This window comes from Flavobacterium magnum (assembly GCF_003055625.1).
Taxonomy (GTDB): domain Bacteria; phylum Bacteroidota; class Bacteroidia; order Flavobacteriales; family Flavobacteriaceae; genus Flavobacterium; species Flavobacterium magnum.
On sequence record NZ_CP028811.1, the window covers coordinates 1,410,643 to 1,433,694 of the forward strand.

Annotated in this window: 15 protein-coding genes and 1 riboswitch; of the genes, 12 read left to right on the top strand and 3 right to left on the bottom strand. The window is 47.7% G+C overall.

Annotation, left to right across the window (positions count from 1 at the left end):
* Positions 1–24 precede the first annotated feature (24 nt).
* Positions 25–2,697 carry a TonB-dependent receptor gene (locus HYN48_RS05780; RefSeq protein ID WP_108370215.1) on the top strand — a complete coding sequence of 891 codons (2,673 nt, stop codon included), beginning with the start codon at positions 25–27 and terminating at the stop codon, positions 2,695–2,697.
* 97 nt (positions 2,698–2,794) lie between these two features.
* Entirely contained in the window at positions 2,795–5,077 is a 2,283-nt protein-coding gene (locus HYN48_RS05785; protein WP_146171731.1) for a hypothetical protein, read from the top strand.
* Here HYN48_RS05785 and HYN48_RS05790 read toward each other — a convergent pair whose 3' ends face one another.
* Complete coding sequence (locus HYN48_RS05790; protein WP_108370217.1) at positions 5,078–6,451, bottom strand: HTTM domain-containing protein; 1,374 nt, start codon at positions 6,449–6,451, stop codon at positions 5,078–5,080.
* Between the two features lie 75 nt (positions 6,452–6,526).
* Positions 6,527–7,777 (bottom strand): methionine adenosyltransferase, encoded by a 1,251-nt coding sequence (gene metK / locus HYN48_RS05795; protein WP_108370218.1) that lies wholly within the window; start codon positions 7,775–7,777, stop codon positions 6,527–6,529.
* Between the two features lie 234 nt (positions 7,778–8,011).
* On the opposite strand from metK, the gene HYN48_RS05800 reads away from it, so the two are divergent.
* The 4 genes from HYN48_RS05800 (at position 8,012) to metF (ending at position 14,602) form a co-directional block, all read left to right on the top strand.
* Positions 8,012–9,532, top strand: a complete 1,521-nt coding sequence (locus HYN48_RS05800) for a T9SS type A sorting domain-containing protein (RefSeq protein ID WP_108370219.1) — start codon at positions 8,012–8,014, stop codon at positions 9,530–9,532.
* Between the two features lie 142 nt (positions 9,533–9,674).
* A riboswitch (SAM riboswitch) is annotated at positions 9,675–9,776 on the top strand.
* 62 nt (positions 9,777–9,838) lie between these two features.
* Positions 9,839–10,843, top strand: a complete 1,005-nt coding sequence (locus HYN48_RS05805; protein WP_108370220.1) for a homocysteine S-methyltransferase family protein — start codon at positions 9,839–9,841, stop codon at positions 10,841–10,843.
* A complete protein-coding gene (gene metH, locus HYN48_RS05810; RefSeq protein ID WP_108370221.1) occupies positions 10,843–13,515 on the top strand; it encodes a methionine synthase in 2,673 nt (890 codons plus the stop codon). Before HYN48_RS05805 ends, metH begins: the two co-directional genes overlap by 1 nt.
* 130 nt (positions 13,516–13,645) lie before the next feature.
* Positions 13,646–14,602 (top strand): methylenetetrahydrofolate reductase [NAD(P)H], encoded by a 957-nt coding sequence (metF, locus tag HYN48_RS05815; RefSeq protein ID WP_108370222.1) that lies wholly within the window; start codon positions 13,646–13,648, stop codon positions 14,600–14,602.
* Positions 14,603–14,621: 19 nt separating this feature from the next.
* On the opposite strand, the gene gldA is transcribed toward metF, so the two are convergent.
* Positions 14,622–15,521, bottom strand: a complete 900-nt coding sequence (gene gldA / locus HYN48_RS05820) for a gliding motility-associated ABC transporter ATP-binding subunit GldA (protein ID WP_108370223.1) — start codon at positions 15,519–15,521, stop codon at positions 14,622–14,624.
* Positions 15,522–15,825: 304 nt separating this feature from the next.
* Between gldA and HYN48_RS05825 the strand changes: the two genes are divergently transcribed.
* From HYN48_RS05825 to HYN48_RS05850, 6 genes are all read left to right on the top strand, one after another.
* Positions 15,826–16,908, top strand: coding sequence for a bifunctional 3-deoxy-7-phosphoheptulonate synthase/chorismate mutase type II (locus HYN48_RS05825; protein ID WP_108370224.1), 1,083 nt, complete (start codon positions 15,826–15,828; stop codon positions 16,906–16,908).
* Positions 16,909–16,963: 55 nt separating this feature from the next.
* A complete protein-coding gene (locus HYN48_RS05830) occupies positions 16,964–17,488 on the top strand; it encodes a hypothetical protein (protein ID WP_108370225.1) in 525 nt (174 codons plus the stop codon).
* A 149-nt stretch (positions 17,489–17,637) separates the two neighbouring features.
* On the top strand, positions 17,638–18,618 hold the full coding sequence (rsgA, locus tag HYN48_RS05835; protein ID WP_108370226.1) for a ribosome small subunit-dependent GTPase A: 981 nt from the start codon (positions 17,638–17,640) through the stop codon (positions 18,616–18,618).
* Positions 18,615–19,067, top strand: coding sequence for a D-aminoacyl-tRNA deacylase (gene dtd / locus HYN48_RS05840; RefSeq protein ID WP_108370227.1), 453 nt, complete (start codon positions 18,615–18,617; stop codon positions 19,065–19,067). The genes rsgA and dtd overlap by 4 nt, the downstream gene beginning before the upstream one ends.
* 50 nt (positions 19,068–19,117) lie before the next feature.
* Entirely contained in the window at positions 19,118–21,028 is a 1,911-nt protein-coding gene (locus tag HYN48_RS05845; protein ID WP_108370228.1) for a DUF3857 domain-containing protein, read from the top strand.
* Between the two features lie 2 nt (positions 21,029–21,030).
* Entirely contained in the window at positions 21,031–23,052 is a 2,022-nt protein-coding gene (locus HYN48_RS05850; RefSeq protein ID WP_108370229.1) for a DUF3857 domain-containing protein, read from the top strand.

The following is a 23,052-nucleotide window of genomic DNA, read 5'->3' on the forward strand; positions in this document are numbered from 1 at the left end:
GCTTTCCCTCCAAAAACAAAATACATGAGAAAATTCCTGCTGCTGCTTGTGCTGGTTTCATTCAGCGCGCACGCACAAACTGTAAAAATGGAAGGTTTCGTCACCGACGGCGCCGCTGTCCCGATGGAAATGGCCAATGTGATGGCGGTAAACCTCGACACCAAAGCGATGGACTCGTATTCGATTACCAATGACAAGGGACGATTCCAGCTTGCGCTCAAGCCGAATTCGGCGTATACTATCAAAATCAGTTACATCGGGTTTAAGGCCGTCGAGCTGGCCATCAATACAACTACTGAAAACATAGTGAAAAACATTACGCTTGAGGAAGGCGCGGTGCTCGATGAGGTGGAAATCGTTCATGAGATGCCGGTGTCAATCAAGGGCGATACGATTGTTTATAACGCCGATTCCTTTACCAGCGGTACAGAGCGCAAGCTCGAAGATGTGCTGAAAAAATTACCCGGCGTCGAAGTGAATGCGGATGGCGAGGTGGAAGTCGAAGGCAAGAAAGTCCAGAAGCTGATGGTGGAAGGGAAGGATTTTTTTGACGGCGATACGAAACTCGGTGTCAAGAATATCCCGGCTGATGCAATCGACAAGGTCCAGGTCCTGCGCAACTACAATGAAATCGGTGCGCTCAAAGGTCTTGAAAATAACGAGGAAAGCGTCGCGATGAACATCAAGCTCAAAGATGGCAAGAAGAATTTCTGGTTCGGCGATTTCACGGCTGCGGCTGGGCCGGATAAGCGTTATCTGGTGAATCCCAAACTCTTTTACTACAATCCGAAATACAGCGTCAACCTGATCACAAATTTCAATAATGTTGGCGAGCTGCCGCTCACGATGCAGGATTATTTTAAATTTTCCGGTGGTTTCCGCAACATGATGAAGAAAGGCGGCAGCAGTTTCAACGTGTCCTCAAACGATCTTGGGATTTCGCTGCTGCGCAACAACCGCGCCAAGGAAATCGAAACGCGATTCGGTGCCACTAATTTCTCCTATAACGCCACCAAAAGCTGGACGCTCAGCGGTTTCGTCATCCTTTCGTCCTCCACCACAGAGACTGAAACCCGCTCGCAGACCGTCATACTTGAGACAGACGATCAGCAAAAAAGCGATGACAAATCCCTGCAAAAAAGCGAGCTGGGACTATTTAAGTTCAGCTCCAGTTACAAGCCTAATGAAAAATTCCAGTGGGATTACGATGTGCTTTCGAAACTGTCGGATCAGCGCGAAGCCGATAATCTTTTCCGCCAGGCCATTGTAGACAACACAGTAACTTCTGAGGATATTTTTACGAATAAGGCCCAGAGCCCGACTTCGGTGAACCAGAACCTGAGCATGTATTATACCCAAAGTGACAAGAACGTTTTTGCGCTTGAAGTACAGCACCTGTATCAGGACGAAGATCCGTTTTACAACGCCAACCTGCAAACGCAGCCGTTCATGCTAAACGGCTACATTCGCGGTCAGTTGCGCAACGACATCAACCAGCAACGGTTCGTCCGGACCAATAAAATTGACGCCAAACTGGACTACTATTACATGCTGACGCCGAAAAGCAACATCAACCTGACCTTCGGGAATACCTATTCGCACCAGAATTTTAATTCCCATATTTTCCAGATCCTCGATGGCAATAACAGGAATGACCTCAATGCACCCGAGAACAACAATGGGGTACGCTACACATTCAACGATGCGTTCCTCGGGTTTCATTACAAAATATTGAGCGGTAAATTCACATTGACACCGGGTTTCAGCGTCCATTCCTACGATATGGTAAACGTGCAGCAGGGCACCGAATACAAGCAGGATTTTTTCAGGATCCTGCCTGATTTCTTTGCACTGTATCAGATTAAGAAAGCTGAGACACTTACATATAATTTCGCTATTTCAAATGATTTTACCGACATCAGCCAGCTCATCGAAGGCAATGTGTTTTCATCTTACAGCAATTTATTCCGCGGAAACAGGACCTTGGAAAATGCGACCTCGCAGGTACACTCGCTGCGGTATTTCAAATACAATATGTTCAATTTTGAGAATATCACGGGCTACCTGCAATACTCCAGGAAGGTCGATGCGGTGAAGACCAATGCGGTTTTTGACGGCATCAACCAATTTTCAAGCCCGTACAATTCAAACTTTGCCGACGAGAATTTTTCAGCTTTCGGGAATTACGGCCGTTCATTCCTCAGGAATTACAAGGCGTCGGTGAATGCGAGCTTCAATTGGTCGAAGTTCAACAACATCCAGAACGGTGTGTTCCGCGAAACGGAAAGTGTCACCCACAGTTACACCCTGAAGGCGGCCACGATTTACAAGAACCTGCCCAATATTGAGGTGGGCTACAACATCAGCATCAACGATTACAACAATTCGACTTTCATCACTGACAGGCCTTTTGTAAACCTGGATTACTTTTTCCTGAAGCGTTTTTCATTCACTGCAGAGTATGAGTTTTACCACTACCGCAATGACGACAACACCGTCAGTAATGAGTACGATTTCCTGACGGCCAGCCTGAGCTATCAGAAGGAAAACAGCAAATGGGAATTCCGTCTTTCCGGGACAAACCTGCTGAACACGACCTCGCTCAACGACGACGGCTTCACGCAGTTTTCGACCAGGACGTCGCAGTATTTCGTGCAGCCCAGGTACCTGCTGCTTGGAATAAAGTATGATTTGTAGCCCGATCAGTAAATCCGTCGCCAGGCGGATTTTTTTTATCTCAGGATGTCTCGCAAATGAAAAAAGCAATATCTTTCTGCTTCAAAAAAGACAAGATATGAAAAAGCTGTTGCTGTTAGTCCTGCCGTTTTGCGGTGCCTTTGCCCAGCATTCCGACATCAGGCCCGGGGAGTACGAATCCCACAGTATGGGCGCTGATTTCTTATTGCGCATCCACGACAACCAGACTTACGAACTGGTTTTCCTTCGTGGTGATTTTGAAAAGCAGGGCGATACGCTCCATCTCAACACAAACAAAGCGGCCCATGGTGATTTTGTGGTAACCCCTATAGCACGCGACAAAAATGCGAATGCTCTTACTGTTACTTTCCGGGGCATGACTTCAAGGTATTTTCTCAATAGCGTATACATCGGCACACAGCACAGCGACTCGCGTCCGCCGGAATACAAAAGCGCACGCGATTACATAAAGGGTACCGATGAGAGGGATGATGAGTTTACGGCCAGCACACCGGTGTCGGTGAAGATTGACAAGACAAAATTCCTCTACCTGTTGAATTACAAAAACTATTTCACCGAAGATAACAGTGCAAAACCGACGATAATTTCCAAATTTGAAATCCCTGATGACGTTTCGGAAGTGGACGTGGATTTCGATTTCAATCGCATGTCGGACATGAAATTCCGGATTTATCAGGATAAAGAGGGCCAACTCGTGATGACCGAAGGCAAATCGCCGCTGACCTTCGTTTTTAAAGGTGGAGATCGCAACGGGACGACGGTCGCCAAACTGCAGCCACAACTTATCGAAGATACCGATTTTGCCAAAAATGCGGGCATTGTTGCTGACAGGGACGAGCTTCTTGAAGGCGTTATCGAAGACGCTGCCCCGTCATACGCATTTAAATATGCGATTGAACAATCATTCGCCGCGGCGCAGAAAACCACGGCCAAATCAAAAGACAAATTCCTCGTCGTGTATTTCGACTATGAAAACAAACGCAGTCGGGCGGATTTTGATGCGTTCATCAAGCTTGCCGAAACAGACCTTGGATACGCTATGGGAGAGGCATACGTCGAATCTGTGGATCATTTCAATTTCTATCTTGCATCAGATAAAGACAAAGCCTTGTTGGCTAAAAACAGGCTTGATGCAAAAAAGCCGCAAATCCTGGTGTACAACGCTGCCGGCGATTTGATTTACCATACGTCGGAGACGTTGAAGAAGTCTATGTATTTCCGGAGTTATAATTCTGCTTATGCCGATTTAAAGCAGGCCGATGAGCACCTGAAATTTGACCGCACCCTCTCAAACAAGAAGGCCGCTGCGCCGGAGCTGGTCAAAGCGTTTAATGCCATCTCAAAAACAGAAAGGATCCAATATGAAACAACAGTTGCAGACAGCACTACCGTAGACTATGAGACCGAATTGGAAGTTGTGCCGGCTGTTGATACGGTGGCTGCGGCATACAGTGATTACGCGCGCGCGGCAGTGATCCGTGACCGTGATCATCTGTATAAATTAAAGGCCACTCCGTCGGAAGTACGGGCGAAGTGGCTGCAGATCGTACAGTTCTACAAAAAATCAAACGCGTACAATCAGGATTATATCGACACCGGGCTCAGCGAACTGCTGGGTGACGGATTCAACTCAAGGCTCTTCAATGATAACGCAGAACCCGATGCTGCGACGTTCGATTTTCTGGATTATGTTTTTTTACAGATGCCCGAAATCAAAAAGGCCGAAGCCGCGCCTCACCAATCCGAAGATGCGGAACGCAATGACATTGACAGCGTGCTTGGTTCCTTCTTTGGGGACCATGCTTATACGGCGGATCAGTCGCAGCAGGATAAGATTAGCGCATATTACAAGAAGTACATTGCGTTATCCGGTGGAAATCCTGCGTTGCTACAGGCGTATTTCTATTTCGTACAGAACGGGCTGTCGCCGAAAACTGAGCGCGAGTACCTCGATTCGTATGCTGATTTTTTCAATTCAGTCATCAAGCCTGAGTCGGGAGTGATTGAAAACCTCGACCGTGCATTCGGCGAATCGTTTTCGGACCATACCGACTGGCAGGGATTTAAGTATGAGTTTTCCAATTCCGCCAATACTGTGGCCTGGTATGTCGTAGAGCATAAGCTTGGCAAACCTGATCTTGAAAAGGCAATCAGGTGGTCAGAGGTGAGTCATCGGATTGACAGCAAAAACGCCTATTTCCTCGACACCCTCGCGCAGTTGTATTATCTCAACGGGCAGAAGCAGAAGGCAATTGCAACCGAAGAACGCGCCGCGTCGGCCGCTGCCGGACTCGATGACCCGGCCGTCAAGCTGCAATACGAAGAGATTCTTGAGAAAATGAAAAAAGGTACTTACTGATTACCAAAGGCATTGACAAGGGCCGTCCGGTTGGATTTTCCTGAAGTTCAGGTAACGGTACCACCATTCGGTGCGGATCAGACCGGTTTTTCTTAGGTCAGTCACGACAGTGGTATCACTTTTATGGACGATTGTACAATGAATCGCCCAGTCGGGGTGGGCCTTCACCCAGTTGGAAGCGCGGTAACGGAATTCGGTTACGGGAAAGATAAATCCTTCCGCTTTCTCCTTTTGCAGCCTTTCGTCCAGTTTAAGGACGAGGATGTTGTCTTCTTCAAATTTGAAAATCTTGGTTTTCCGGGTGTCTATCAACAGATGATTGCTCCTGCTTTTTTCGGTCACCAGATTGCTGAACATGGTCAGATTGGCGGAATTCCCCAGGCCGATGTACGTTTTCATCGACCACAGGCTGATGAGAACGCAGCAACATGCGGGAATCAAATACTGCCTAAACCGAGGCCCGGTATCTGCAGCGCGGTAATGCCTGAGGTAGTACGCAAAAAACCACAGCGCCCCAAAATTGAAAAGCGCCCCGTGCAGGTGAGGCACCTCCTGTGCAATAATGTATTTGTCGAGGAAAGGCTTTGCTATGCTCGCTGTGACGATAAAGGCCAAGTAAACCCGTATGTGCCTTATCAAACCGGAATCGATTGAGCGTCTTTCGAAATCGATCAGGCAGCCTAAAATCAGGAAACACGCAAGTGCGGAGAAATCGCCGAAAACCGTCAGGCCCAAATACAGGTGAAACAATAGCAATAACATGGCGCTGTATTTCCTTGTCTTATTCCAGAGCAGCCCAAATGGCAGCACCATTTCTATAAAAATAGTGGCGTATTGAAAAAATGAGGAGAGTTGTGGCGAAAGCGTCACCGGTTTTGCTGTAAAGATTGAAAAAGCATAGGCGTTGATGTCGTTTACACAACTGACGCTGCTGTTAAAAAAGTCGGTGTTAAGCTTATGAAATCCTGTATAAAAATACACCGTAACGAGAGAAAACCTGAAAATCCTTGAGATGAGGCCGTCCGGAATTCTAAAATTCCGGTTTGAAACTTTTGCCAACAGCAATCCCAGGATCACGATCTCGATGAAAAATTCAAGGTTGGAATGGTTGGCCATGCGTGGGAATTTGCCCCAGAAATACGTCAGCGTCAGCAGACAATTGGCAACTGCCGCCCACCAGTGCCGGATGTGTATCATCGACACCGTTCCAAAGAAAATAAGTACCAGTGAAAAGACAAGATCTTTCCTGTACATCGAGTGAAAATTCATCAACAGTGCGCCGTTGAAGAAGGCGAGTAGCATCAGGTAGCCCGGATGCGAAATCAAACCCGCGGCGGTTTTGGACTGAAAAGGACGTATGAATTTATCGAACATTACCCGGTTTGTATGCTGCAAATTAATAAAAAAAAGCCCGACTGTTGCCGGGCTTCTGGTTTATTGTGCGTATGATTACAGTCCGAAGGCTGTCTTTACCTTGTCAACATAATCGAGTTTTTCCCAGGTGAACAACTCAACGGTTACAGTTTTTGTTTCTCCGGTAGGGCTTTTGAAAGTTTTGGTGACGGTTTCCGGTTTGCGTCCCATGTGGCCGTAAGCCGCCGTTTCACTGTAAATCGGGTTTCTCAGTTTCAGTCTTTGTTCGATAAAATAGGGGCGCATGTCAAATATGGCTTCCACCTTTTTAGCGATTTCCCCATCCGTCAGGCTTACTTTCGACGTTCCGTATGTATTGATGTAAATTCCCATTGGCTTGGCCACGCCGATAGCGTAGGAGACCTGAACCAGTATTTCATCAGCGATGCCTGCGGCAACAAGGTTTTTTGCGATATGCCTTGTAGCGTACGCAGCACTTCGGTCTACTTTACTTGGGTCTTTTCCCGAAAATGCACCTCCGCCATGGGCGCCTTTTCCGCCGTACGTGTCTACAATGATTTTGCGGCCTGTCAATCCGGTGTCGCCATGCGGTCCGCCGATCACAAACTTGCCTGTAGGATTGATATGGTATTCAATCTTGTCGTTGAAAAGGTGTGCGTATTGCGGATATTTGGAAATAATCCTTGGAATCAGCAATTCGATAATGTCATTCTTGATTTTGGAGAGCATCGCAGCTTCCTCATCGAAGTCATCATGCTGTGTCGATATTACGATGGCATCGATACGGGACGGTTTGTTATTGTTGTCGTATTCCAATGTGACCTGAGACTTTGCATCAGGACGCAGGTAGGTAATCTGGGTGCTTTCACGGCGCATTTCCGCAAGTTCCTGAAGCAGTTTGTGCGACAGGTCAAGGGCCAGAGGCATATAATCGGCGGTTTCATTGGTGGCATAACCGAACATCATCCCCTGGTCACCGGCGCCCTGCTCTTCCTTATTGGCACGATCGACACCCTGGTTAATGTCCTGCGACTGTTCGTGAATCGCAGACAGCACACCGCAGGAATTGGCTTCAAACATGTATTCGCTTTTTGTGTATCCTATTTTTTTGATGACATCCCTGGCAATTTGCTGTACGTCAAGATAGGTTTTCGATTTCACTTCTCCTGCGAGAATGACCTGTCCGGTGGTTACGAGCGTTTCGCAGGCCACTTTTGAGTCGGTATCAAAAGCCAGGAAATTATCGATTAAGGCGTCGGATATCTGATCGGCAACTTTGTCCGGATGCCCTTCACTTACAGATTCAGAAGTAAACAAATAAGCCATAAAATATGATTTAATAAAGTTATCGGAAAAAAAAGGATTGCAGGGACTAAAGAAGGGAACTTGCTTTAGCATTTTTTAATGAGGTTGCAATCAGTCAAATTTCTCCTCTTTTTAATTTTTCGCACGCAAATGTATGAAACCGTTTCTTAAAATTTATATGGATTTGAAAATAAGTTTTTTTTATTTCAAAAAAGGATTACTTTTACCGTTCATTAAATCAATTAATTAAAAATTATGAAAAAACTATTACTATTTACGGGTCTCCTTTTGGGCTCCCTGAGCATGTATGCCCAGCTTACGTGCGCTACTGCAACGAACATCAGTGGTTCAGGCACATTTGTTTGTCCGGCTATTACGGGTACCTATCCGTCAGGAACGGGGTTGTGCATAGCAGGAACAGCTACGCCAAAAGCTATTTGGTATAAATTTACGCCTTCTGCGAGCGGATTATTGTCAGTTACAAGTGTAATTGCCGCTAACCCTGTTGCATCGACAGACACGCGTTTGAGCATTTACAGCGGTACTTGTGCTGCTTACACTTGCGTAGATTACAACGATGACATTAATGAAGCCGGTGGCGATTATCGTTCGGTGCTTAACAATATCACTGTAACTGCAAACACGACTTACTACATCGTATGGGATAACAGGTGGTCTGCTACTGGATTTTCATTTGAGGTAACCTTTACACCTCAAACTTGTTTCCAGCCAACAGGTTTTACCTACACTGCTCCTCCAACCACTACTTCAGTTTCTTTAGGATGGACAGAACCTGCACAGGGGTTCCCTTCCGGATACGATTTTGAGTATGGTCCTAAAGGATTTACCCAAGGTACAGGGACGATGTTGTCAACTGCTGATACAAGCATCGCGTTAACTACATTGAGTCCGAACTCTATCTACGATTTCTACATCAGGTCTAATTGTGGATTTGGCGATTACAGCGTTTGGGCTGGTCCTATTTCTTTTGCTACCGTATTTACTTCTGCACCGACTCCTTACAACACAAGCTTCGAAGAAACCAATTTCGGATTTATCGGATGGACTCAGGATGCTCCGGACAACTACGCCGGAGAAACATGGAGTGTGTATCCTGCAGGCGTTGGAAGTACTTTAGTTCAGGATGGAGCCAATATGGCTTTGATTTTCGCAGGAACCGTTGCTCAGGGCAATAACGACGTGTGGTTGCTTTCAAGAGGGGTGGATTTGACAGCGAATGCTCCTGTTACTGTTTCTTACTACATCAGAAATTATTTGGGTACAGGTGCAACAGGTTCTTCAACATATGAACTGAAAGCCGGTATGACCCAGGATATCGCCGGAATGACAATTCCAGTTGCTGCCGAGACTGTATCGGACGTTACTTATGTTCAAAAAACTTATACATTTACTCCTGCTACAACCGGAACTTACTATTTAGGTTTCCATTCTACAAACGCAGCTAACACAACGGCCCAGGCGACTTTCCTTGACAATGTAAGCGTTAGTCAGGTTTTGGGTACTGAAGATGTGCTTGCGTCGCAGTTCTCAGTATATCCTAATCCAACGTCTAATGTTGTGAACATCAGCAATACTTTAGATGCGATGATCACTAAAGTGACTATTACGGACCTGAAAGGCCGTACAGTGAAAAGCAACAACGTTGCTGCTGCTTCAAACATCCAGATCAGTACTTCAGATTTGTCTTCAGGTGTTTACATGCTGAACATTACTTCTGACAAAGGAACTGTAGTAAAGAAAATTATTAAGAAATAATTTTCTTTATCATCATATCAAAGCCCGCTTCACAGCGGGCTTTTTTATTTGACTACACTAAAACGTTTTCGCAATAAGTCTCACGATTTTTTGCAAATGCAGTTTCTAATCGTTTACTTTGCGGTGTTCATTATCTTATTGAAAGTTATCACGAAAGGCAGAGGGATTAGACCCGTTGAAGCCTTAGCAACCCTTTACCCTTAAAGAAGGTGCTACATTCTACCGGTTCCCGGATAGATAACGACATAGATATTTTTTTCTATCCACTACCTTCCTGATGACATTCAATAAATGCAAATTTATAGTATGTCAAAAACAATCCAGAATACCATTCGTGAAAGGATTCTCGTGCTCGACGGCGCCATGGGTACCATGCTGCAGCGCTACGATTTCTCAGAAGAGGATTTCCGCGGGACCCGATTCAGGGATTTTCCATATCCGTTGAAAGGAAATAATGACCTGCTGTCCTTAACGCAGCCACAGGCGATCAGGGAAGTACACCGTTTGTATCTCGAGGCAGGGGCAGATATCATTGAAACCAATACTTTTTCGTCGACAGCTATCGGTATGGCCGATTACCACCTCGAGGAATTCGTGTATGAACTTAATTTCGAATCGGCCCGGATCGCCCGTGAAGTCGCTGACGAATTTACGGCATCAAACCCGGATAAGCCGCGGTTTGTTGCCGGATCAATCGGCCCGACCAACAGGACCGCCAGCATGTCCCCGGATGTCAATGATCCCGGTTTTCGCGCCATTACATTCGACGAACTCAAAGTAGCTTACAAGCAGCAAGCTGAAGCGCTCCTTGATGGAGGATGTGACCTGATCCTGGTGGAAACCGTTTTTGACACGCTGAATGCCAAAGCAGCCTTATTCGCCATAGAAGAAGTGAAGGAAGCCCGTCATTCAGATGTTCCGGTTATGGTGTCAGGGACCATCACCGACGCCTCCGGCAGGACCTTGTCAGGACAAACCGTCGAGGCTTTCCTGATTTCGATTGAACACCTCCCTTTGTTGAGTGTAGGGTTCAACTGCGCTCTGGGCGCCGATCAGCTAAAGCCTTACCTGAAGCGGCTTTCGCGCAATACAAGCCTGAATATTTCAGCACATCCTAACGCGGGGCTGCCAAACGCCTTCGGACGATACGACCAGACGCCTGAGGAAATGCAGACACTGATCAGGGAATACCTCAATGACAATCTGGTCAATATTATCGGAGGATGCTGCGGCACCACCCCTGCGCATATCAAACTCATTGCGGAAGCAGCCGCAACCTGTAAGCCAAGACCTATTTTAGAAAACGCCTGATGCCTCAAAATAAATATTTAAGACTGTCCGGCCTCGAGCCGTTGATCATTACACCGGAAACCAATTTCGTCAATATCGGAGAACGTACCAACGTCACAGGCTCCCGGAAATTTCTCCGCCTTATCAAGGAGGAACGTTACGAAGAGGCACTCGACATCGCGCGTGCACAGGTTGATGGCGGCGCGCAGATCATCGATGTAAATATGGATGAAGGCATGCTCGACGGCGTTCATGCGATGACGGTTTTCCTGAATCTCATTGCTTCCGAGCCCGACATTGCCCGCGTGCCGGTAATGATCGACAGCTCAAAGTGGGAAATCATCGAAGCAGGCCTCAAGGTCACACAGGGGAAAAGCATTGTCAATTCCATTTCACTGAAGGAAGGCGAAGACCGCTTCATCAGCCAGGCCAAACTGATCAAACGTTATGGCGCCGCAGTGATTGTTATGGCTTTTGACGAAACCGGACAGGCTGATACCTATGCGCGACGCATTGAAATCTGCAAAAGATCATATGAGCTGTTGGTAAACCAGGTGCACTTTCCCGCCGAAGACATCATTTTTGATCCGAATATTTTTCCTGTCGCTACCGGGATGGAGGAGCACAGGTTAAATGCTCTGGACTTCTTCAAGGCGACCAAATGGATCAGGCAAAACCTGCCCTATGCGCATGTCAGTGGCGGCGTGAGCAATGTGTCATTTTCGTTCCGCGGTAATGATAAAGTCCGTGAGGCCATGCACTCCGCTTTCCTGTACCACGCCATACGGCACGGCATGACCATGGGCATTGTCAATCCTGAGATGCTCGAAATATACGATGACATTCCGAAAGACCTGCTCGAACGGGTAGAAGATGTATTACTGAACCGGCGTGACGACGCTACGGAACGGTTGCTTGATTTCGCCGAAAACATCAAAGGAGATAGCAAAGTAGCGGAAAAGGCGGTGCAGGAATGGCGCTCCGGAACGCTGCAGGACCGAATTACCCATGCGCTGGTTAAAGGTATTGACGAGTTTATCGAGGCAGATGTTGAAGAAGCCCGTCTTCTGGCTGCAAGACCCATCCATGTGATTGAGGTCAACCTCATGGCCGGGATGAATGTCGTCGGGGATTTGTTCGGAAGCGGGAAGATGTTCCTGCCACAAGTAGTCAAGTCGGCCCGCGTAATGAAAAAGGCAGTGGCCTACCTGCTGCCGTTTATAGAAGCAGGCAAAGCCAATGCCAGCAGCGCAAATGCCAAAATCCTGATGGCTACCGTTAAGGGTGACGTGCACGACATTGGGAAAAACATTGTGTCGGTAGTCCTGGCGTGCAACAATTATGACATCATCGACCTTGGCGTGATGGTGCCGCCGGAAAAGATTATCGAAGCCGCAGTAAAGGAGAATGTCGACATCATCGGGCTCAGCGGACTGATTACGCCGTCCCTCGATGAGATGGTCTATCTCGCAAAGGAACTTGAAAGCCGGAACATCAAAATCCCGGTCATGATTGGTGGGGCCACGACATCGCGCGCCCATACGGCCGTGAAGATTGCCCCGGAATACAGCCATACTGTGGTCCATGTGAACGACGCTTCGCGCGCGGTAACGGTCGCCGGGGATCTGATCAATGCGTCCGGAAAGGACGCCTACGCGCGGCTGCTGCGTTCGGAATATGACAGTTTGAGGGAGGGCTACCTGAATCGTGCCAGGGACAAGCAATACCTGACCATCGGCGATGCCAGAAAGAATAAATGGTCATTGGACTGGGAAAATTTCAATCCTGCCACCCCGAATGTCACAGGCGTAAAAACCGTGGAGGTCGATCCCGCGGTATTGGTGCCCTACATCGACTGGACGCCTTTTTTCCGTACCTGGGAACTTTTCGGGAAATACCCCGCGATACTGGAGGATGCAGTCGTCGGCGAACAGGCCACTGCATTGTTTGAGGATGCCAAAACCCTGCTGCACCGGATTTTGCAAGAGAAGCGGTTTACGGCCAAAGCGGTGTTCGGTATTTTTGAAGCGAACCAGGTGGACGATGACGACATCCAGGTCTGTGACGAACACGGAAATGTGCTGGAGCGGTTTATAACCTTACGCCAGCAATCCCAGAAAACCAAGGGCGCCACAAACCTGGCGCTGGCCGATTTCATTGCACCGAAAGCCTCAGGGAAGAAGGACTACATCGGGGCGTTTTGCGTAACGACGGGATTTGGGGTCGACGAATGGGCGGCCGAATTTGAGAGAGATCTCGACGATTACAACGCCATCATGGTGAAAGCCCTGGCCGACCGGCTTGCGGAAGCTTTCGCTGAATACCTGCACGAGCAGGTCAGGACCGAATGGTGGGGCTACGCTGCAGGTGAAAGCCTTAGCAAAGAGGCATTAATCGAGGAAGAGTACAGGGGCATCCGCCCGGCGCCCGGTTATCCCGCGTGCCCGGACCACCTGGAAAAGCCGACAATCTGGAAGTTGCTCGATGTCGAAAAGAATATTGGGGTGACGCTCACGGAAAGTATGGCCATGTGGCCCGCCGCTTCGGTGTCAGGGTATTATTTTGCCCATCCGCAAAGCAAGTATTTCGGACTCGGGAAAATTACTGACGACCAGGTACAGGATTACGCAAAGCGTCGCGGGATTGCAGTGGATGAAGCAAGGAAATGGCTGAGTCCGAACATCGTGGACTGAACGCGCCGACCGCGTTAGGGATAGAGGCGGCAGCCCGCAGTCCCGTTTTTTACGGGGCGAGGACTACAGCCGAAAGCCCGGGCCGCAGGCAACGCCGGCAAATTGTTTTAACCGATTTTTAAAATTGATTATGAAAGTAACACAGCATATAGACAACGCGCAGGGAAAAACCCTTTTTTCTTTCGAGATCCTGCCGCCGCTGAAAGGCCAGAACATCCGCTCTATTTTTGACAGCATCGATCCGCTCATGGAATTCAATCCGCCGTTTATCGATGTGACCTACCACCGCGAGGAATTCGAATTCAGGGAGCTCGACAACGGGCTGCTCGAAAAAAAGATCGTGAAGAAGCGGCCGGGAACCGTAGGCATCTGCGCGGCCATACAGAACAAATACCAGGTGGATGCGATTCCGCACATCTTATGCGGCGGTTTTACCAGGGAAGATACCGAGAATTTCCTTATTGATATTGATTTCCTGGGGATCCAGAATGTTGTGGCGCTGCGCGGCGATGCCATCAAGAGCGAGATTTATTTTCGGCCGGAAAAAGAAGGGCACCATTATGCATCAGAGCTGGTGACGCAGATTGACAACCTCAATAAGGGCATTTACCTGGATCCGGAATTGCAGAATTCAGCACGGACGGATTTCTGTATCGGTGTGGCGGGCTACCCGGAAAAGCATATGGAAGCACCCAGTCCGGACAGCGACATTTATTTCCTGAAGCAGAAAATCAAGAATGGTGCGCAGTACATCATCACGCAGATGTTTTTCGACAACAAGAAGTATTTTGATTTTGTAGCCAAATGCCGCGTTGAAGGCATTACCGTACCAATTATCCCGGGACTTAAACCGATCGCAACGAAAAAGCAGCTCAATATGATACCGCACCGATTTAAGGTCGATTTGCCCGACGAGCTGATCATGTCGGTCGTAAAAGCAAAGGATAACGATACGGTCAGGCAAATCGGGATTGAATGGTGTATCGAGCAAAGTAAGGAATTGGTGAGCGCCGGAATCCCTGTGCTGCATTATTACTCGATGGGAAAAGCCGAGAATATCCGAGCTATTGCCAAAGAGGTTTTTTAGGGATTTATTTTTCCGATCATTAGCGCTTTGCAGTCACATCCCTGAAAATCGCCTCTAGGTTTTTATTCTTTTGGTTCAACTGAAGCGTACGCAAACCATTAGCGCTGGCAAAATCAAAAACTGCCGGACGCATGTCTGCTTCGGAACGGAATGTGAGTTCCCACGTCATGTCATGTACATTTTTGTAGGCGACCAGTTCCGGGATGGCAGCGATGAGCTGTTCCTCGACCTTGAAGTCGAATTCGACCTCAATGATCTGCTCGGCCCTTTCCTTGAGGTTGGTCAGCTTCTTGTCAGTGACGATTTTTCCCTTATTGATGATGATCACGCGGTCGCAGATGGCTTCCACTTCCTGCATGATGTGCGTAGAGAGAAACACGGTTTTGTCTTTGCCAACATTGCGGATGACGTTGCGGATTTCGACCAATTGGTTCGGGTCGAGTCCGGTGGTGGGCTCGTCGAGAATCAACACGTCAGGGTTGTGCAGCAGGGCATTGGCCAATCCTACGCGCTGGCGGTATCCTTTCGAAAGTTGCCCGATTTTCTTGTGGCTTTCCGGTGACAGGCCGGTCAGGGTGATGACTTCCTCAACCCTTTGCTTTTGTACTTTGTACACGTCGGCATTGAAGGCTAGGTATTCGCGTACATACAGGTCGAGGTACAGCGGATTGTGTTCCGGCAGGTAGCCAACCGACTGCTGCACGGCTTTCTGGTCTGTCCGGACATCGTGCCCGTTTACTGACGCAGTGCCTTCGTCAGCGCTGAGGTAGGTGGTCAGGATTTTCATCAGCGTGGATTTACCGGCGCCGTTCGGACCTAAAAAACCTACGATTTCTCCCTTGTCGACCGTAAAGGTTACATTGTCCAGGGCTTTCTGGGTTCCGTAATGCTTCGAAATATTGCTGACCGATATTGACATGACAAAATGTATTTCGGCAAAAGTAAATAAATGCCGCGTTAATTTTTTCAAAAAAAAGCATTCATTTGTTGAAACGAAAACAAAATTTTCTATTTTAGCCCTGATAACAGAAAGCCCTGTTTGCTAAGGGCTTTTTACACCAATCTGTTTGTCACAATGAAAGATTGCTGTACGGTTATTTGAAAATTATTAATTCAAGACTAATATAAATCCCGGAGCGAACCGGGATTTTTTTGTGCTCTCAATTTATCAAAAGGGCATTGAAGGCCTTATCTTTGCAAAGAATTTTACCCACGCCAAAGTTATGAAGAACAACAAGGATATGAGGAAGTGGCTTGACGAATTTAAACTCGATCATCCACTGGTCATCGCGGGTCCATGCAGTGCCGAAACCCAGTCACAGGTGCTGCGGATCGCGCATGATTTGAAGGACTCGGATGTCAGTATTTTCAGGGCCGGGATCTGGAAACCCAGGACACGTCCGGGCGGTTTTGAAGGTGTGGGCGCAATAGGGCTCGAGTGGCTTCAGCGCGCCAAAGCGGAAACGGGCCTGCTCATGGCCGTCGAAGTGGCGAATGCCACACACGTCAAACTGGCACTGGAGCACGGTATCGATGTGTTCTGGATTGGCGCCCGGACGACGGTCAATCCTTTTGCAGTGCAGGAAATTGCGGAGACCCTCGCAGGAACTGACAAAATTGTACTGGTCAAAAATCCGGTCAATCCTGACCTTGCATTATGGATTGGCGGCGTCGAGCGGCTTTACAATGCCGGTATTCAAAAGCTTGGGGTAATCCACCGTGGGTTTTCGACCTATGAAAAGACCAAATACCGCAACATCCCGGAATGGCAGATTGCCATCGAACTGCAGAACCGTTTTCCGGACCTGCCATTGATTTGTGATCCCTCCCACATTACCGGCCGGCGTGACATGATCGCTGAGGTGTCGCAGCAGGCATTGGACCTCAATTATGACGGGCTGATGATCGAGACGCATGACGATCCTGACCACGCCTGGAGCGACGCCGCCCAACAGGTGACGCCGGCAGTATTGAAGGAAATTTTCAAGGAGCTCAAGGTCAGGAAGGCGTCTTCCGAAGAAGATGATTTCAATGCCGAAATGATCAAACTGCGCGCCCAAATCGATGTGGCCGACAGTAAAATCATTGAAATACTGGGCAACCGGATGAAGATTTCCGAACAGATCGGGGCGCTTAAAAAGACTAAAAATGTATCGGTATTGCAAAGCCAGCGCTGGAAAGAGATACAACAAAAAATGATCCTTGAGGGTGGGCAAAAGGGCCTCAGCGAGGAATTTATACTGCGGATATTCAGGGCGATCCATCAGGAAAGCATCACCCATCAGGAGAAAATCATCAACAGTTGATTTTAGCAAAAAAAATATTACTTTTGGCGCACACAAAACATAAAAAACAAGTAAAATGAAAAAATTTTTAGTACTGCTTACGTGCTTCGCGTTCGCAGGTATGTCGTATGCGCAGGCCGATGTCATTACAAAACACAATGGAGAAACCATTAAGGGAAAGGTGGTGAAACTCGAAGAGTACACCGTTATTTATCTCTACGAAGGTGAGGATGCCGAAAACACCATCAGCAAGTATGCGATTGAGAAAATCGTATACGGTAAAAGCGGCCGCGTCGAAAATGTCACTGACAAAATCGAAGTGACGTCCGAGAAAGACTGGGAAAAAGTCGTCATCCTCGAAGACAAGGCATACATCGCAGGCCTTAAGAAAGTGGACGAAGTAAGGGGAAAAACCGGATTGGTTAACTTCCAAACCGGCAATACCGGAGACAAGAAAGCTGAGAAGAAACTGAAGATGGATGCTGCCAAGTTAGGCTGTCCGTTTGTCTTGCTGACTGCTGATAAGTCTACAGTAGGCGCAACGTCTAACGGATTGGGCGGTTCGCAAAACATAAAAAAAGGTGTTGCTTACAAATACTAAAATTTGACAGCAGATCGCTCTCATAAAGTGCCAGCCTGACATTAGGCTGGTTTTTTTATTGCAGTTAGTGACAGTATTGCACGTCGGATGCGCAGAAAACTGCGCCGTCACAATTGAAAACTGCCGACTGAAATTCCTATCTTTGCCGCATGACAGGAACGGTTTATAAATCGACAGGGAGCTGGTATACGGTAAAGTCTGAAGCAGGGGATTTTGTCGAATGCAGGATGAAAGGAAAATTCCGGATGCAGGGAATCAAAAGCACCAATCCTATTGCGGTGGGCGATACCGTCGATTTTGAACTCGATGAGAAATCGGACAAGACGACGGGAGTCATTCATTACATCCATGACCGTAAGAATTACATCATCCGCAAATCTGTCAACCTGTCTAAACAGGTGCATATCATCGCGGCCAATATCGATCAGGTGTTCCTGCTCATCACGATCGATAACCCGCCTACCACGACCACATTTATCGACCGCTTCCTCGTGACTGCTGAGGCGTACGATATTGAAGCGGTGCTGGTATTCAATAAGATCGATACGCTTAATGAGCAGACGCTCGACGAGCAACTGTACCTACAGCATATTTATCAGGACATCGGCTACCGCTGCCTTCGTATTTCATCAACCGAAAAGAAAGGGATTGAAAAAGTACGCGATATGATGTTGGGCAAGGTAAGCATGTTTTCCGGCCACTCGGGCGTGGGCAAGTCGACTTTGGTCAACGCCATCGAGCCGAAACTGAGGCTTAAGACCACTGAGATTTCGGAGCAAAGCAAACAAGGTCAGCATACAACGACTTTTGCAGAAATGTATGATCTGACATTTAATGCCAAAATTATTGACACGCCGGGCATCAAAGGCTTCGGCATCGTTGACATGGAAAAGGACGAGATCAGCGATTATTTTCCGGAATTCTTTAAGCTCAAGGACCAGTGTAAATTCAACAACTGCCTGCATAAGGATGAGCCGCATTGTGCGATAAAGGCCGCATTGGAAGACGATCGCATCGCCTGGTCACGCTACAAAAGCTACCTGCAGATCCTTGAAGGGGATGACGAACATTACCGCACCGATATTTACAACGACGACCGTATGGCGAGTGATGAAACACGCAAGTCATGAGGGTGGTGATACAGAGGACGCTGTCGGCATCAGTAACCATTGGCGGACAGGTTGCCGCGGCGATAGGACAGGGGTTGCTCGTACTCGTAGGTATCGAAGAATCGGACACTGCTGAGGATATTGAATGGCTTGTGGGCAAGATTGCCAACCTCCGGATTTTCGCGGATGATTCTGGCGTGATGAACCTTTCGGTAAAGGATGTAGGTGGCGAAGTACTTATCGTGAGCCAGTTTACCCTGCATGCCATGACCAAAAAAGGCAACCGCCCCTCTTATATAAAGGCAGCAAGGCCTGAAACGTCAGTGCCATTGTACGAGGCGTTCGTGGCAGCGTTAGGGTCGATGCTTCCCGGTAAGATACGTACCGGTGTTTTTGCTGCCGATATGAAGGTGGCCTTAGTTAACGACGGCCCGGTGACGATCATCATCGATTCAAAAAATAAAGAATAAAGTTAAAGATTTCTTAAAAAAAGTTTACATTTGGAGAAAATGTAACCAAAATGAAAGTGTATTTCTCGTGCGCTTTTTTGTTACTCCTGTCATTCTCCGGCCATTGCCAAAAAGAAAATTATGCCGTTTCGCTGATTCCTGAAGGATTAAGGGAAAATGCGAATGCCGTCGTCCGGAGTGCGCTGACAGAGGTCGCAATCAATTCGCAGCGCAGCATGACAGTGTCTGAAAAAAGGGCGGTAACCGTATTGAACGAGTCGGGGCTCGACGACATCAATGCAACCGAATATTACGATTCCCGAAGAAAAATTACAAAAATCCAGGCGACCGTATACGACGCCTCCGGAAAGGAAATGAAAGCGTACAAGCGCAAGGATTTTAAGGATTTCAGCGCTGCGGACGGCTTCTCAGTATTTCAGGACAACAGGCTGCTCCATCTCGACTATACGCCTGTGCAATACCCGTTTACGTTTGTGTTCGAGAGTGAAGTGGAAACGTCAAACACAGCCTTCGTGCCTTCGTGGGCGCCGCTTGAGGGCTATTACATCAGCACCGAGAAGTCGGTGATGCATGTAACCTATCCGGAAGCGTTGGGCTTTAAATATAAGGAAACCAATTTTTCCCCGAAATTTTCAGTAAAACGTACTGACAACCCCGGAGATGTTATCTATGTCGCAGAGAACCTGCACGCGCTCAAAGGCGAAGACGCCAGCCCAAAATTCACTGACATCGTTCCGGTAGTGTACATGAAAGTTGAAAAATTCAATCTGGAAGGCGTTGATGGTTCGGCAAAAACCTGGGATGACTACGGGCGATGGTATTATGACAGCCTCCTGACCGGAACCGACGCGCTGCCCGAGGCCACACGCACTAAAATCAAGCAGCTCGTAGGGAATGAAAAGGACCCGCTTGAAATCGCACGGATCGTGTACAACTATGTGCAGAACAAGACACGCTATGTTAGCATACAGGTAGGTATAGGCGGTTACAAGCCCATGCCCGCGTACGATGTTGACAAGCTGGGCTATGGCGATTGCAAGGCATTGTCCAATTACACCCGGTCGCTGCTAAGTGCCGTCGGTGTCCCGGCATATAATGTATTGATTTATGGCGATCGGAGTGTGCGTAGTTTCCAGCCTGATTTTCCAGCACTGCAAGGCAACCACATGATTTTATGCATTCCCGATGGCGATCGTTTCATATGGCTTGAGTGTACAAGCCAGACCGCACCCTTTGGATATCAGGGTACTTTTACCGATGGCCGGGAGGCGCTCGTCGTAACGCCCGAGGGTGGCCGTATCGTCACGACCCCGGCGACAGCTGCCAGAGACAACAGCCAGATCAGCAAAGGCGCTTACAGCATTTCCGCAGAAGGCGATCTCAGGGCAAACGTCGAGATCATTTCCAAAGGTACACAATACGACAATGTGTATCAGCATGAGGCGCTATCGGCGACGGACCTGGATAAATTTTACAAAGACTATTTTTTTACGCTCAATAACCTCAAACTGGAGAAAGCGAGTTTTAAGAATGACCGGAAAGCCATCGCTTTCAGTCAGGACTTGCAACTTTCGGCGAAGGGATACACGAGTGTTTCAAGCGGGAAGATGATCTTTGCCCCAAACGTCTTCAATGTAAATCCGAATACGCCGAAGCGCTATCGAAACCGCGAGAATCCCTTTGAGGTGCTAAGGGGATATTACGACTACGATGAGGTTACGATTGCAATACCCGAAGGTTTTGAAGTGGAATTCCTGCCTGAGGATGCGGTTTTGAAGAGCAAGTTCGGGGAGTACCAGGCCAACGTAACTAAGGAAAAAGATGGCAGTATAAGGTACACCCGATCCGTAGTCATCAACAAGGGGCAGTATGATAAGGCGGATTACGAGCCATACCGGCTGTTCCGTGAGCAGATGTCGAAATATGACAATTCAAAAATTGTATTAACCAAAAAACAATAAATATGAGCCGAAATTTCAAATTCCTGATGCTTTGCCTGTTCGCCGTTTCTTCGGCTGTGGCGCAAAAATTTGAAATGGGGAAAGTGTCTGTGGAAGAGCTTCAGCAGCGATCACACCCCGCAGATTCTTCTGCGGAAGCGGCCATCCTATTCAAAAAAGGAGAAACGACGTTCGACTACAGCCCCGAACAGGGATTTTTAATGACCACGAAGGTCAGGACCCGAATCAAGATTTACAAGAAAGAAGGTTATGACTGGGCTAATTTCGCCCAGGATTATTATAAAGAAAATAACAACTCGCGTGAGCGGGTGTCGTTCTCAGATGCTGTTACCTACAACCTCGAGAATGGCAAGATCGTTAAGTCAAAACTTAAAAGTGATGGTGAATTTGATGAACAGGTTAACAAATTCTGGGGCAGGAAGAAAATAACGATGCCGAATGTCCGTGAAGGATCAGTGATAGAATACGAATACAGCGTCACTTCGCCGAATCTGACCAAACTCGACGATTGGGATTTCCAGACTTCGATTCCGGTGAACTACTCGGAGTACAAGACCGAGTTTCCGGAATATTTTGTGTACAAGACCAACCAAAGGGGATTTGTTTTTCCGAAAGTCACCACCGACAAAGCGATGAAATCTTTCTTAATCACCGGAAAAGAACGAACCGGTGGTGAAGGTTTCTCTACCGTTAAAACCACTTTCACTCAGGATAAGATCGATTACGAAGCGACCAAAACCACCTACATTGCTGAGAATCTCAAGGCCCTTAAGGATGAAGATTTTGTAAACAACATCCACAATTATACCGCCGGTGTTTCCCATGAATTGTCGGTGATCAAGTATCCGAACAGTCCGATGAAATTTCTTTCAACCGATTGGGTTTCTGTGGCCAAGAATATTTATGAAAATGACGATTTCGGCGCGGAGCTGAACAAATCCGGTTACTTCGAAGATGATCTCAAGGCACTCACCGCCGGCACGACTGTGATCGAGGAGAAAATTGGCGCAATTTATAATTACGTAAAGCAGCATGTAAAATGGAATGGCTTTTACGGATATTCCTGTAATGACGGTGTTCGTCAGGCATTTAAGGATAAAACCGGAAATGTAGCCGAAATCAACCTGATGCTCACCGCCATGCTGCGTGAGGCCGGCTTCAATGCCAATCCCGTCCTGGTCAGCACGCGGTCCCATGGCATATCGTTTTTCCCGTCCAGGGCCGCTTTCAATTATGTGATTGCCGCCATTGAGTACAATGGGAAGACAATTTTGCTTGATGCGACCGAGAAATTTGCACTACCCGGACTTTTACCCACGCGCGACCTGAACTGGCTCGGGCGGCTTATCCGGAAGGATGGGACATCTACGGAAATCGACCTGATGCCGTCAATCTTGTCGAAGGAAACGGTCAGCATCATCGCGGGTATGGATGCGACGGGCACGATCACCGGAAAGGTGCGAAACGTCATGACAGATTACAATGCCTTGTCATTCCGTCAGAGATACGCCGGGATGAAAGAGGACGACTATCTCGAGCGGCTTGAGAACAACAACAATAACATAGCCGTATCGGAGTATAAAAGAGAGAATGAATATGAGCTTTCGAAGCCATTGACTGAAACGTATTCAGTCAGCGACAGCAATGACACTGAAATCATCGGCGACAGGATCTACATCACCCCATTGCTTTTTATGAACGTCAAGTTAAATCCATTCCGTCAGGAAACGCGCGAATACCCGGTCGATTTTACTTTTCCGTTTGAAAAGAAATACAGTGTCACCATTGATGTTCCGGAAGGCTACACCGTGGAATCCCTGCCCCAGAATGTAAACTTCGCCACTGAAAGCAAGTTTGGTTCTTTCAAATACCTTATAGCCCAATCGGGAAATAAGGTCCAGGCCGTCATCACCCTTGATGTCCTTGCCTCAATTGTCGCCTCGGACGAGTATCCCGTACTCAGGGATTTTTTCCAGAAAGTGATTGACAAGCAGAATGAAAAAATAGTGTTTAAAAAAATCTAA

Coding starts and splice junctions, on each gene's coding strand:
- gldA (WP_108370223.1), bottom strand. CDS start 15,521: ATGTCAATATCGGTCAGCAATATTTCGAAGCATTACGGAACCCAGAAA.
- HYN48_RS05780 (WP_108370215.1), top strand. CDS start 25: ATGAGAAAATTCCTGCTGCTGCTTGTGCTGGTTTCATTCAGCGCGCAC.
- HYN48_RS05825 (WP_108370224.1), top strand. CDS start 15,826: ATGAAGAACAACAAGGATATGAGGAAGTGGCTTGACGAATTTAAACTC.
- rsgA (WP_108370226.1), top strand. CDS start 17,638: ATGACAGGAACGGTTTATAAATCGACAGGGAGCTGGTATACGGTAAAG.
- HYN48_RS05850 (WP_108370229.1), top strand. CDS start 21,031: ATGAGCCGAAATTTCAAATTCCTGATGCTTTGCCTGTTCGCCGTTTCT.
- metH (WP_108370221.1), top strand. CDS start 10,843: ATGCCTCAAAATAAATATTTAAGACTGTCCGGCCTCGAGCCGTTGATC.
- HYN48_RS05805 (WP_108370220.1), top strand. CDS start 9,839: ATGTCAAAAACAATCCAGAATACCATTCGTGAAAGGATTCTCGTGCTC.
- HYN48_RS05790 (WP_108370217.1), bottom strand. CDS start 6,451: ATGTTCGATAAATTCATACGTCCTTTTCAGTCCAAAACCGCCGCGGGT.
- HYN48_RS05845 (WP_108370228.1), top strand. CDS start 19,118: ATGAAAGTGTATTTCTCGTGCGCTTTTTTGTTACTCCTGTCATTCTCC.
- dtd (WP_108370227.1), top strand. CDS start 18,615: ATGAGGGTGGTGATACAGAGGACGCTGTCGGCATCAGTAACCATTGGC.
- HYN48_RS05800 (WP_108370219.1), top strand. CDS start 8,012: ATGAAAAAACTATTACTATTTACGGGTCTCCTTTTGGGCTCCCTGAGC.
- HYN48_RS05830 (WP_108370225.1), top strand. CDS start 16,964: ATGAAAAAATTTTTAGTACTGCTTACGTGCTTCGCGTTCGCAGGTATG.
- HYN48_RS05785 (WP_146171731.1), top strand. CDS start 2,795: ATGAAAAAGCTGTTGCTGTTAGTCCTGCCGTTTTGCGGTGCCTTTGCC.
- metK (WP_108370218.1), bottom strand. CDS start 7,777: ATGGCTTATTTGTTTACTTCTGAATCTGTAAGTGAAGGGCATCCGGAC.
- metF (WP_108370222.1), top strand. CDS start 13,646: ATGAAAGTAACACAGCATATAGACAACGCGCAGGGAAAAACCCTTTTT.